13 protein-coding genes are annotated in these 12346 nt (G+C 60.9%); 7 read left to right on the top strand and 6 right to left on the bottom strand.

Going from position 1 to position 12346, the window contains the following annotated elements; genetic code table 11:
• Positions 1 to 132: 132 nt before the first annotated feature.
• Entirely contained in the window at positions 133 to 477 is a 345-nt protein-coding gene (locus tag QMX88_RS06245) for a pentapeptide repeat-containing protein (RefSeq protein WP_192174620.1), read from the top strand.
• A 242-nt stretch (positions 478 to 719) separates the two neighbouring features.
• The gene (locus tag QMX88_RS06240; protein WP_282367328.1) at positions 720 to 998 is read left to right on the top strand and encodes a TfoX/Sxy family protein; all 279 of its coding nucleotides are present in this window, start codon (positions 720 to 722) and stop codon (positions 996 to 998) included.
• 190 nt (positions 999 to 1188) lie between these two features.
• Here QMX88_RS06240 and deoC read toward each other — a convergent pair whose 3' ends face one another.
• The 4 genes from deoC to QMX88_RS06220 all read right to left on the bottom strand — a co-directional run bounded on the left by deoC (position 1189) and on the right by QMX88_RS06220 (position 4851).
• Positions 1189 to 1965, bottom strand: a complete 777-nt coding sequence (gene deoC, locus QMX88_RS06235; RefSeq protein WP_192174618.1) for a deoxyribose-phosphate aldolase — start codon at positions 1963 to 1965, stop codon at positions 1189 to 1191.
• Between the two features lie 191 nt (positions 1966 to 2156).
• Positions 2157 to 2924, bottom strand: coding sequence for a heme ABC transporter ATP-binding protein (locus QMX88_RS06230; RefSeq protein ID WP_192174617.1), 768 nt, complete (start codon positions 2922 to 2924; stop codon positions 2157 to 2159).
• The gene (locus QMX88_RS06225) at positions 2924 to 3907 is read right to left on the bottom strand and encodes a FecCD family ABC transporter permease (RefSeq protein WP_282367347.1); all 984 of its coding nucleotides are present in this window, start codon (positions 3905 to 3907) and stop codon (positions 2924 to 2926) included. Before QMX88_RS06225 ends, QMX88_RS06230 begins: the two co-directional genes overlap by 1 nt.
• A gap of 50 nt (positions 3908 to 3957) precedes the next feature.
• On the bottom strand, positions 3958 to 4851 hold the full coding sequence (locus QMX88_RS06220; protein WP_192174616.1) for a heme/hemin ABC transporter substrate-binding protein: 894 nt from the start codon (positions 4849 to 4851) through the stop codon (positions 3958 to 3960).
• Between the two features lie 169 nt (positions 4852 to 5020).
• Between QMX88_RS06220 and QMX88_RS06215 the strand changes: the two genes are divergently transcribed.
• Entirely contained in the window at positions 5021 to 5350 is a 330-nt protein-coding gene (locus QMX88_RS06215; RefSeq protein ID WP_282367345.1) for a Rieske (2Fe-2S) protein, read from the top strand.
• On the opposite strand, the gene sfsA is transcribed toward QMX88_RS06215, so the two are convergent.
• Complete coding sequence (sfsA, locus tag QMX88_RS06210; protein WP_282367327.1) at positions 5328 to 6071, bottom strand: DNA/RNA nuclease SfsA; 744 nt, start codon at positions 6069 to 6071, stop codon at positions 5328 to 5330. The two genes, QMX88_RS06215 and sfsA, sit on opposite strands and share 23 nt — an antisense overlap.
• The gene (locus QMX88_RS06205; RefSeq protein WP_282367326.1) at positions 6071 to 7243 is read right to left on the bottom strand and encodes a pyridoxal phosphate-dependent aminotransferase; all 1173 of its coding nucleotides are present in this window, start codon (positions 7241 to 7243) and stop codon (positions 6071 to 6073) included. The genes sfsA and QMX88_RS06205 overlap by 1 nt, the downstream gene beginning before the upstream one ends.
• 350 nt (positions 7244 to 7593) lie before the next feature.
• On the opposite strand from QMX88_RS06205, the gene dksA reads away from it, so the two are divergent.
• From dksA to QMX88_RS06185, 4 genes are all read left to right on the top strand, one after another.
• On the top strand, positions 7594 to 8037 hold the full coding sequence (gene dksA, locus QMX88_RS06200) for an RNA polymerase-binding protein DksA (protein WP_065988293.1): 444 nt from the start codon (positions 7594 to 7596) through the stop codon (positions 8035 to 8037).
• A gap of 177 nt (positions 8038 to 8214) precedes the next feature.
• Positions 8215 to 9102 carry a tRNA glutamyl-Q(34) synthetase GluQRS gene (gene gluQRS / locus QMX88_RS06195; protein WP_282367325.1) on the top strand — a complete coding sequence of 296 codons (888 nt, stop codon included), beginning with the start codon at positions 8215 to 8217 and terminating at the stop codon, positions 9100 to 9102.
• 121 nt (positions 9103 to 9223) lie between these two features.
• On the top strand, positions 9224 to 9400 hold the full coding sequence (locus QMX88_RS06190; RefSeq protein ID WP_002552060.1) for a hypothetical protein: 177 nt from the start codon (positions 9224 to 9226) through the stop codon (positions 9398 to 9400).
• A complete protein-coding gene (locus QMX88_RS06185) occupies positions 9384 to 12338 on the top strand; it encodes a sensor histidine kinase (RefSeq protein ID WP_282367324.1) in 2955 nt (984 codons plus the stop codon). The genes QMX88_RS06190 and QMX88_RS06185 overlap by 17 nt, the downstream gene beginning before the upstream one ends.
• Positions 12339 to 12346: the final 8 nt, after the last annotated feature.

Below are 12346 nucleotides of genomic sequence, written 5' to 3'. Positions count from 1 at the left end.
GACATCCGTCAGCATCTGCCGGGCCTGTAACACGCCGGCCAAACCAGTGGTCGAGTCGTGAAGGATATCGCTTCACGGCTCGACACTAGTGGCATTATAGTGGCGTCAGAATTCCAACAAAGGAGACGTCAGATGAACCAGCCCAAGCAGCTCGACTCGCCCCTGTTCGCATTGCTGCGAAAAGACGACGTGACCGCCTTCAACCTTGAACGGCCCAAGCAGGGCCCTGTTGATCTTTCGGCTGGGGATTTCCGTGGTCTAGACCTGCGTGAACTCAACGCTGAAGAGGTCGATTTCAGCGACGCCTACTTCAGATCTGCGGACCTGCGTGGCGTTGACTTCCGGACAACCAGGCTCGAGGGTGCAAGCATCGCCCATGCGCAGATATCCGGGGCGTACTTTCCGCCAGAGCTCAGTGCTGACGAAATCCTCATGTCGGTCAATTTCGGTACGCGCCTGCGCTATCGCACCCGCTGACCTCATCACAGCCGCCAAACCTCGCTCTATGCCTCGCCCCGCATGCGCCGCCGTGCCGGGCCCGTGCTCGCCTTTCCTCCTCACCTGACCCCTACCGTTCGGCGGCGTGGCCCGCGTTCCGCTGACATTCTCCCGCAGCCTGACTCGAGGTCGTCTACGCTCAAGGGCATGGTTCGCCTTTTCAGTTTGTGTCGAGCCTACGGAGAAGTTATTACACGGAATGACTGGAAAGGGCTGCAATCATGGACGATGAGTTACTGGGGATGAAGAATCTTGGCAAGACCTCGGTTCAATGGCTTCACGCTGCGGGCATTCACACTGTCGCCGACCTGCGCCGTCTTGGCGCAATCCAGGCCTACCGGGCCGTCAAGGTCAGGGGTTTCCGAGCATCCAAAGCGCTGCTGTATTCACTCGAGGGCGCGTTGTCAAATCGCCTTTGGAGCGAGCTGCCTCAAGCATACAAAGATTCCCTGGACACCGAATTGAGGAACGTGAGCCCTGGGGCAATCGGGGAACGCTGAGCTCGCACAGCAAAATAGTCTGCAGAACACCGTTGACTTACAAATGAGAATCACTATGATTATCACATCCGGTCGCGAGACTGGCCGATAACCTGAAAGGCTCCTTGGTTCGGACTCTCAGATTATCTCCTCATCAGGCTAATCACGGTTTTTGACCCGGCTCTTTGCCGGGTCTTTTTTTGCCTGCGATTTAATGGCCCACACCCAGACGGACCATCAGATCATCCAGCAGGCTGGTCGCCCCGAGCCGCAGTCTCCCCTGCTCAAGCCAGCGGGGGCCGAATCGTGCCCTGACCAGATCCATGTGCACCCGCGCTTCATCGAGGGTCCGCACATTTCCGGAAACGTTGATGCCCACATGGGCGCCTGACTCGGCGATGGCCGCAATCAAAATTCGGCTGGCCTGGGGCGTTGCGTTGATGATGTGTTTGCCCGTGCTGGTTTTCAGAAAATTGGCGCCCTCCTCAATCGCCACACAGCTTGCACCGTGAATGACCTGCGGATCACGCAGCACGCCGGTTTCCAGCGTGACGGTCAATGCTGCCCGAGCACACCTGGCTTTGCAGGCACTGATGATGTCTGCGCCGATCTGCCTGTCCCCGCCCAGTAGCGCATGGAAGGGATAAACCAGATCGATTTCGTCGGCGCCCGCAAGGATTGCCGCCTGGGTTTCCGACTCGGCGGAGCTGACAGAAGGCGAACCGCTGGGGAAATTGACCGCGGCCACGACCTTGATCTCCCGCGCATGAAGCCTGTCGAGCGTGCGCCGCGCCAGTCCTGCGAATCTGGGCATTACGCAAACCGCGGCAACATGCCCCACAGGTGTCAGAGCTCGATGACACAACGCAATAATCTTTTCAGGCGTGTCGTCGGCATTTAACGACGCCAATTCCATCAGTCCAACAGCCAGTTGCGCCAGCGACGCTTCGACCTCATACACGTCAATTGCTTCGTTTAGGTCGTTCATCACACACCCTCAATGTCTTTGCCTGGGGCGACGATAATCGAGAACGGCTGTGCCTGAACGGTCACAAAGACGCAAAAGAGCAGCCCTACGTGATTACAAGAATTGTCCGAAGGACGTTGCCCGCACGGGCATCGAAAATGGGGCTGCTGCGTTGATATGGGCAACTTATGCCGGTCGATCCGAGCCCCATTTCAGCGAGCGATCACCAGCGGATGCCCACGCTCTGGATGGGGCTGTACCAGAACATCCAGGCCGAATACCGACTTCAGCGCTTCAGGCTTCAGCACTTGCTGGGGTGTGCCGGATAGATGTGCCCGCCCCAGATTCAGCAACAACAGGTGATCGCAATAACGGGCGGCCAGATTCAAGTCATGCAGGATCACCATTACCGCGCCGCCACGGTCGGCGAACGCGCGAACCGCTAGCAGCGTGGTGTGCTGATGCAGCGGGTCGAGCGCCGAGGTCGGCTCGTCCAGCAGAAGGATCTGGCCCTCCTCGCCGGGCCACACCTGAGCCAGCACTCGCGCCAGATGGACGCGCTGACGCTCGCCCCCCGACAGCGTCAAATAGCTGCGACCCAGTAGGTGAAGCCCATCGGCGGCCGCAAGAGCGTACTGGATAATTTCCCCGTCACGCTGCTGGCCGCTGTCATGGGGCAAGCGGCCCATCGCAACCACTTCCTCGACCTTGAACGCGAAGCTCAACGTCGAACTCTGCGGCAGTACAGCCAGCCGCCGCGCCCGCTCGGGGCCACGCCACTGATTGAGGGGAATGTCGTCCAGCAACACCTGGCCGTGGGTCGGGGCAAGCTCGCCGCACAGGGCAGCCATCAGCGTACTTTTCCCGGCACCATTGGGGCCCAGCACGCCAAGCATCTGACCGGGCGCCAATGCCAAGTCGATGTTGGCGACCACCTGTTTGCCATCACGCATGATGCCCAAGTCATTGGCGATCAACATCAGCTACGCCCTCGAACCAGCAGGAATAGAAAAAACGGCGCGCCAATGAACACGGTGACAATCCCGATCGGCAGCTCCGCAGGGGCCATCACCAGTCGGGCGAAGATGTCTGCGAAGAGCAGCAGCGTGGCGCCTGCCAGCGCCGAGGCGGGAAGAACAACGCGGTGGTCCGGCCCGGTCAGCAGTCGCACCAGGTGCGGCACGATGAGACCGATGAAACCGATTAGCCCCGCCGCCGCAACGGCGGCCCCCACGCCGAGGGCGATGCACAAAATCAGCTCACGCTTGAGGCGTTCGACCTCGATGCCCAGGTGACGCGCCTCCGACTCTCCCAGCAGCAACGCATTGAGCGCCTTGGCTCGACGCGGCAGCCAGAGGGTAACCGCCACGCAAACCAGCAAAAGAGGCCAGAGCCGGGCATAACTGGCGCCGTTGAGCGTGCCCAGATTCCAGAACGTCAGCGTCCGGAGGCTGGCGTCATCGGCCAGATACGTGAACAGGCCGATGATCGAACCGGCCAGCGCGGTCATCGCCACCCCCGCCAGCAGCATGGTGCTGACGCTGGTTCGGCCATCGCGGCGTCCGAGCCGATAGACGATTGCGGTAACACCAAGCCCACCGGCGAAGGCGCAGATGGACAGCAGATACGGCTGGAACACCTCAGGCAAACCTCCCAGGGATGCTCCGGCGACGATGGCTACCGCCGCCCCCAATGCCGCGCCACTGGAAACCCCGACCAGACCGGGATCCGCCAAGGGGTTGCGGAACAGACCCTGCATCGCCACGCCGGACAAGGCGAGCACTGAACCTACTGCCAACCCGAGCAACGTGCGAGGCAGGCGGATCTGGCCCACGATCAGTTCCGCCTGTTGCAGGTTGTCCTCCGCCACGGGCACGCCCACCAGATGAAGAAACGCGCGCAAGGTGTCCATCATTGGCAGACTGACAGGCCCGAGCGCAAGGGACAGCCATATCGCCAGCAAACAGGCCAGGCCCAGTGCGATGAACAGCGTTTTGGGGGCAAGATCAAGCTTCATTGAGCGTTCGAGACCCTGGCGTTGAGCGCTGCGGCGTGAGGATAGAAGGCGTCTGCCAACGACTTCACGGCGTCCGGCAATCGAGGCCCAAGACCGCCCACCAGTAACGTCGGGTCAATCTCGATTACGCGGTTATCCCGGACGGCCCTGGTTGCCCCGAGGAGTGGGTTTTCACGCAGCAATGCCTCGCGAGGCTGGACACCGTTTTGAGCCCGATCGCTGACAACGAGCACTTCAGGATTCAGCCCGCTCAGTGCCTCATTGGAAAACACTTTATAGCCAGTGTGGGTAGCCAGGTTGCGGCCACCCGCCTGGGCGATCAGCCAGTCGCCGACAGTGCCTGCGCCAGCCACCATCGGCGCGCTGCCTGCATGACTGACCAGCAACAGAACACCGGGCGCGGAACGCTTCAGTTGCATCACTCGCTCATGCTCCGCCGCGAGCCGCTGGATGTATTGGTCGCTCAACTGCCGCGCCTCGCCTTCCTTGCCCAATAACGCGCCTAGCCTTTCAAGATTGGCCCGCAGCGCAGGCAACTCTGCACTCGCCGACAGCACCTCCACTTGCACGCCGGCCGTGCGCAATTGCTGGATGACCGGCGGAGGCCCCATTTCTTCGGTGCCTATCAGAATCTTCGGACGCAACGTGAGAATGCCTTCCGCCGACAACTGCCGCTGGTAGCCAATGCCCGGCAGCGATTTGACCGATGGCGGGTGCTGGCTCGTGCTGTCCACGCCCACCAGATGCGATTCCCCGCCCAGCGCGACGATCCATTCCGTCAAGGCGCCGCCGGCACTGACCCAGCGTTGCGGCTCGGGTGACGCGGCCGTTGCCAGATGGGCAATAAACAGCCCTGTCACGATCGCGATCAGCTGGGCGGTGAAGCGCATAAAAGGTGCGTCCTCTATAAAGGAAGGCGCAGTCGATCACCTCAAGGCGCGACTGGCTGGATTTCGTTCATCGACTGACGGGTTTGACTGCTGGCAGAATGCACAGCCTGCTACGGCCAGGCATTTGATAATTATTTGCATTTGAGCGTCAAGCGCCAAGGAGACCACGCTGAAATACCTGTGCGACAGCGCTGCGCTGATTGAAGGCAAAAGCCTCGGGTTCGAGGTTGATGAGCTCAAGATTTTGGCCGTCCGGCGAGGGGGGCAGGTTTATGTGTACGCCAATCGGTGTCCCCATCGTGGGGTGGCGCTGGAATGGCAGCCCGATGAGTTTCTCGATGCCAGCGCCAGTCTGATCCAGTGCACCACTCACGGTGCGCTGTTCCTGATCGAGAACGGCGAGTGCGTCGCCGGCCCTTGCGAGGGCAAATCCCTGAGGGCTATCGACTGCGGCGAAGACGCTCAGGGCATCTGGATCAATCCAGTGGCACTGGACTGAGAGGGCGCGTTTCCGTGAGGTGAATCTCAAGGCGCCGATCAATACGCACTTCGTCAGGGGTGAGCTCCACGCCGTACGCCAGGACTTCAACCCCTGCTGCTGCCGCCTCAAGCAAGGCAGCGGCGTAGGCCGCGTCGATTTCGGCGGCGGGCCGCACGGCATCGATGTCTGTGAGGTTCACGCAATACAGCAACACGGCGCGCACGCCCTCCCTGGCCAGGGCCGCCAATTCACGCAGGTGCTTCGCGCCGCGCTGAGTGACCGCATCGGGAAACGCAGCGACCCGGCTGTCATTAAAACCCAGGGTCACGCTTTTGACTTCCAGGTACAGCGGGCCATCGGGGTAATCCAGACGGAAGTCGATGCGGCTGTTTTCCTGGCCATAGGCGACCTCGCGCTTGAGCGCCGTAAACCCTTCCAATTCCGTGATCACGCCGGCCAGAAGTGCTTCTTCCACCAGCCTGTTGGCGCGCGCGGTGTTGACGCAGGCGAGCCGCCCCTGTGGTGTTTCGGTAATTTCCCAAGTGCCCGGCAGCTTGCGCTTGGGGTCATTGGAGCGGCTGAACCAGACCCGGCCACCCGGCATCATGCAATTGAACATCGAACCCGTGTTGGGACAGTGAATCGTCAGCCGCTCGCCGCTGGCGGTCTCGATGTCGGCAAGGAAGCGCTTGTAGCGCTGAATCAGCCGGCCTTCTTCAAGTGGAGGTGAGAAACGCATCAGCCTTGCCAGCTCCGCAGACCCCGACCTATTCGCTCGACCGCCTCCTGAAGCCGAGGCAGGCTTTGGGTGTAGGCGAAGCGCACATGATGGCCGGCGCGGTACCGACCGAAATCCAGCCCGGGAGTAAATGCGACGTGCTCGGTTTCCAGAAAGTGATGACAGAACGCGAACGCGTCACCACCGAACGCGCTGATGTCTGCGTATAGATAGAAGGCGCCTTCTGGCTCCACAGCAATGTTAAAGCCCAGTTCGCGCAGCGCCGGAAGCAAGAAGTCGCGACGGCGGGCAAACTCGGCACGACGTTGTTCGAGGATCTCCAGGGTCTGCGGCTCGAAACAGGCGAGTGCCGCACTTTGCGCCATGCTCGGCGCGCTGATGTAAAGATTCTGCGCCAGCTTTTCCAGATCACCGACCGCCGCCTCAGGGGCAACCAGCCAACCGAGTCGCCAACCGGTCATGCCGAAATACTTGGAAAAACTATTCAGCACGAAGGCGTCGTTATCGACTTCCAGCACGCTGCTCGCGTCGGTGCCGTAGGTCAGACCGTGATAAATCTCGTCCACCACCAGGTGCCCATCCCGTGCCTTGAGCGACGCCGAAAGCGCGGCAAGCTCGTCGCGGTGCAGCAAAGTCCCGGTCGGATTGGCTGGAGAAGCCACCAGCGCACCGGCGCTGTCCTCGTTCCAGTATTGAGCGACCAGATCGGCCGTCAGTTGATAACGCACGTCCGGCCCCACGGGCACCAACTGCGCAGCCCCCTCCACAAGGCGCAGAAAATGCCGGTTGCACGGGTAACCCGGATCGGCCAGCAGCCAGTGTTTGCCGGGATCGACCAGCAGACTTGCCGCCAGTAGCAGTGCACCCGAACCGCCTGGCGTAATCAAAATCCTGCCCGGATCGACGTTCACGCCGTAACGCTGAGCGTAAAAGCCCGAGATGGCCTCGCGCAGTTCCGGCAGACCACGGGCCGCCGTGTAACGGGTCTTGCCAGCGGCCAACGCCGCCTGACCGGCCTTGATGATCGGCTCGGCCGTGGTGAAATCCGGCTCGCCGATCTCCAGGTGGATAACGTCATGCCCCGCCGCTTGCAGTTCATTGGCCCGCGCCAGCAGCGCCATGACATGAAAGGGTTCGATGGCGCGGCTGCGCGCACTGTAGGGCTGTGGCATGGGCCTTCCTTTGGTGAGGGGTGGCGAGATAAGTCGCCGATTCTACTCATCCGCCCGGGCGGGCTACAGCGTTTATCGGCCGGAGCAGCAGCGACTTGCCGCCGACAGTCCAGAAAACCGGGCGCTCGCGCCGCAGGCACTAAACTCAGCGCAGTGGAAAATAGATAAAACCGGGCGCTCAGGCTGTGGTCATAGTCCACGTGCGTGCTGCGGGCCATCCTCGACAACCGGGAGTAGCGCGCTCCGATTCGATCTGGTAAGTTCGCCCGCTTGCAGCCGCAGGGCCGGCAGGTGTCGGCGATGGATCTTAACCTGTGTAATGGCTTAGAAGAGTGAGAGGCGGTCCGTTCATGCCCACCGAAGAAAAGCAAAAGAGCACCCCGGCAATCAGTGGTTTCGAACCCTACGTCGCGACAAAGGGTGAGGAATACATGGGCGACCCCATGCGCAAGCACTTCACCAAGATCCTGTCCAAGTGGAAACAGGAGTTGATGGTAGAAGTTGACCGCACGGTTGTTCACATGAAGGACGAGGCGGCTAACTTCCCTGACCCTGCAGACCGTGCAAGCCAGGAAGAAGAATTCGCGCTGGAACTGCGCGCCCGCGATCGTGAGCGCAAGTTGATCAAGAAGATCGACAAGACGCTGCAGCTGATTCAGGACAAGGAATACGGCTGGTGCGAATCGTGCGGCGTCGAGATCGGTATCAAGCGCCTTGAGGCCCGTCCAACGGCCGACATGTGCGTTGACTGCAAAAGCCTCGCTGAAATCAAGGAAAAACAGGTCGGTAAGTGATCCTGTTGATCCAGTAAAAAGGACGCCTCGGCGTCCTTTTTTGTTTCCCCGCATTGACCGGACGAGCACCCGACGGTGTGGGCTGGAAAGCGCCCTACGGGAGCGTCGCGTTTTCCCACACTGCACGACAGGTCGTCCGGTATTTCGTACGTTTTATTTCCAGTACCATCAGCGCCCATGAAAACCCCTTCTTATATAGGGCGCTTTGCGCCGACCCCCAGCGGTTATCTGCACTTCGGCTCTCTGGTCGCAGCGCTGGCCTCCTATCTCGACGCCCGTTCGGTCGGCGGAAAATGGCTGATGCGCATGGAAGATCTCGACCCTCCCCGCGAGGTTCCGGGTGCCCAGGCGGGGATACTCCAGACCCTCGAAGCCTACGGGTTCGAATGGGACGGCGAACTGGTGAGGCAAAGCGACCGGCATGAGGCTTATCAGGCGATCATCCATCAGTGGTTCAGCCATGGGCTCGCTTACGCCTGCACCTGTTCGCGCAAGCAACTGGAAGGCTACAACGGCATTTACCCGGGTTTTTGCCGGAACGCCGGGCACTCACCCGAAGACGCGGCCATCCGCATTCGGGTGCCTGAGCTGGAATACCGCTTCGAAGACCGCGCGCAGGGCGAGTTTCGGCAGCATCTGGGGCACGACGCGGGCGATTTCATCATTCGTCGCCGCGACGGCTTTTACGCCTACCAACTGGCGGTGGTCCTCGACGACGGCTGGCAGGGCGTAACCGACATCGTACGGGGCGCTGATCTGCTCGACTCCACGCCACGTCAGCTGTACCTGCAGGAACTGCTGGGCCTGCCGCAACCCCGCTACCTTCATGTGCCTCTGATCACCCAACCCGACGGCCATAAACTGGGTAAATCCTACCGTTCGCCACCCCTGCCACCCGATCAGGCCACGCCGTTGCTGCTTCGAGGGCTGCGCGCACTGGGGCAAAAGACGCCGGATGAACTGAAACACGCTACGCCCCGAGAGGTACTGGATTGGGCCATTGCCCACTGGAATGCCGATTCGATACCCCGCCTGGGCTATATCGAAGAAGCTCGAATAGACTGAGCTCGCGCAGCCGATTCACAGGGAGGCAGCACAAAGCTGGCGGAAACGTCGCTTGCAGCCCCATCGCCATCCGTTACCATGCCGCTCCGTCATCTTCTGGTCAGTCAACCTGGGAGGCCAAATGTATATCTATCGATTGGTCCTGCTGCTGGTGGTGGGTATCTACCTGTTTTCCCCGGCCATCATGGACTGGTGGATCGATGCCACGGGCGCCTGGTACAGGCCGTACATGCTGTGGCTGATCCTGATCGTAGTGACCTTCATTCTGCAGAGCCAACGAGATGCCGATGAGCTTTAGCCTGACCCAGATGATTCTGGTCAGTGCCGCCTACCTGACGGTGCTGTTCGGCGTTGCCTGGATCAGCGAACGTGGCCTGATCCCGCGCTGGATCATTCGTCACCCCCTGACCTACACGCTGTCGCTTGGCGTCTACGCCAGTGCGTGGGCGTTTTACGGCACGGTGGGGCTGGCTTACGAATACGGCTACGGTTTTCTGTCGAGTTACCTGGGCGTGTCCGGCGCTTTCCTGCTCGCCCCCGTCCTGCTCTACCCCATTCTCAAGATCACCCGCACCTACCAGCTCTCGTCACTGGCCGATCTGTTCGCCTTTCGCTTTCGCAGCACCTGGGCGGGCGCACTGACCACGATCTTCATGCTGATCGGCGTCTTGCCGTTGCTGGCACTGCAGATCCAGGCCGTTGCCGACTCCATCGGCATTCTGACCCGGGAGCCGGTGCGCAACTACGTGGCTTTTGCGTTCTGTGTGCTGATCACGCTGTTCACCATCTTCTTCGGCTCGCGCCACATCGCCACGCGGGAAAAACACGAAGGGCTGGTATTCGCCATCGCCTTCGAGTCGGTCATCAAGCTGGTCGCCATCGGCGGCATCGGTCTGTACGCGCTGTATGGCGTGTTCGATGGGCCGCAGAGCCTTGAGCAATGGCTGCTGCAAAACCAGAGCGCACTGGCGGCGTTGCACACGCCACTGCAGGAAGGCCCGTGGCGTACGCTCCTGCTGGTGTTCTTCGCCTCGGCCATCGTGATGCCGCACATGTATCACATGACCTTTACCGAAAACCTCAATCCGCGCTCGCTGGTCAGCGCCAGCTGGGGCCTGCCGCTGTTTCTGCTGCTGATGAGTCTGGCGGTACCCTTGGTGCTGTGGGCCGGATTGAAGCTGGGCGCCACCACCAGCCCTGAATATTTCACTTTGGGTATTGGCATCGCCGCCCACAGCAAGACCCTGGCCTTGCTCGGCTATATCGGCGGGCTTTCTGCGGCGAGCGGGCTGATCATCGTCACCACCCTGGCGCTGTCCGGCATGGCGCTGAACCACCTGGTGCTGCCGCTTTACCAGCCGCCTGCCGAAGGCAATATCTATCGCTGGCTGAAATGGACCCGGCGCGGGCTGATTGTCGCGATCATCATGGCCGGCTTTGGCTTTTATCTGTTGCTCGGCGCCAAGCAGAATCTGGCGAATCTGGGCATCGTCGCGTTCGTTGCGACATTGCAGTTCCTTCCCGGCGTGCTATCGGTGCTGTACTGGCCGGCCGCCAACCGACGCGGCTTCATGGCTGGCCTCATTGCCGGCATTGCGGTCTGGACCATCAGCATGTTGCTGCCGCTGATCGGCGACTTCCAGGGGTTCTACATCCCGCTGCTGAACATGATTTACGTGCTGGATGACACCAGCTGGCACATGGCTGCAATTGCCTCGTTGGCGGCCAACGTGCTGGTGTTCACCCTGATTTCGCTGTTCAGCAATCCCAGTCCAGAAGAGGCAAGTGCGGCCGAGGCCTGCGCAGTGGACAACGTTCGCCGCCCACAGCGTCGCGAACTTCACGCTGCTTCACCCCAGGAGTTCGCCACTCAACTGGCCAAACCCCTGGGCGCGAAAGCTGCGCAGAAGGAAGTCGAACAAGCGCTGCGGGACCTTTATCTGCCGTTCGACGAGCGCCGGCCTTACGCCCTGCGGCGTTTGCGCGACCGTATCGAAGCCAACCTTTCAGGGCTGATGGGGCCAAGTGTGGCGCAGGACATGGTTGAGACGTTTCTGCCTTACAAGTCCGGCAGTGAGAACTATGTCACCGAGGATATTCACTTCATCGAAAGCCGCCTTGAGGATTACCACTCCCGCCTCACCGGCCTGGCTGCCGAGCTCGACGCCCTGCGCCGTTATCACCGCCAGACCCTGCAAGAGTTGCCGATGGGCGTGTGCTCCCTGGCCAAGGATCAGGAGATCCTGATGTGGAACAAGGCTATGGAGGAGCTGACCGGTATCGGCGCTCAGCGCGTTGTCGGGTCACGGCTCGAAACCATCGTTGATCCCTGGAAGCAGCTGCTGCTGGGGTTCATCAATGTCCCGGACGAGCACTTGCACAAGCAGCGCCTGGGCCTCGACGGTCAGACTCGCTGGCTCAACCTGCACAAGGCGGCCATTGATGAGCCGCTTGCGCCGGGTAACAGCGGGCTGGTGATTCTGGTCGAAGACCTGACTGATACGCAGATGCTGGAAGACAAACTGGTGCACTCCGAGCGTCTTGCGAGCATTGGTCGACTGGCTGCCGGCGTTGCCCACGAAATCGGCAACCCGATCACCGGCATCGCCTGCCTGGCGCAGAACCTGCGCGAAGAACGCGAAGAAGACGCCGAGTTGACGGAAATCAGCAGCCAGATCATCGAGCAGACCAAACGCGTTTCCCGCATCGTGCAGTCGCTGATGAGCTTCGCCCACGCCGGCGGGCATCAACATGCTGACGAACCGGTGTGCCTGGCAGAGGTGGCGCAGGATGCCATTGGTCTGCTGGCGTTGAACCGGCGCAATTTCGAAGTGCAGTTCTATAACCTGTGCAAGCCGAACCACTGGGTGGACGGTGATCCACAGCGGCTCGCACAGGTGTTGATCAACCTGCTGTCAAACGCCCGCGACGCATCGCCCGCCGGCAGTGCGGTACGGGTGAAAAGCGAGGCTTCCGAACACACGGTCGACCTGATCGTGGAAGACGAAGGCAGCGGCATTCCGAAAGCCATCATGGACCGCTTGTTCGAACCTTTCTTCACCACCAAGGATCCGGGCGAAGGAACAGGACTGGGGCTCGCGCTGGTCTATTCCATCGTTGAAGAGCATTATGGACAAATCACCATCGACAGCCCGGCTGACCCCGAGCACCAACGCGGAACCCGAATTCGGGTGACCTTACCGCGACATGTCGAAGCGACGTCCGCCGTGAACTGAGACCGTCG

This window comes from Pseudomonas sp. PS02290 (genome assembly GCF_029960075.1).
Taxonomy (GTDB): Bacteria; Pseudomonadota; Gammaproteobacteria; order Pseudomonadales; family Pseudomonadaceae; genus Aquipseudomonas.
Note: the sequence above shows the minus strand (reverse complement) of the source record. Positions and strands in the feature narration are given on the sequence as shown.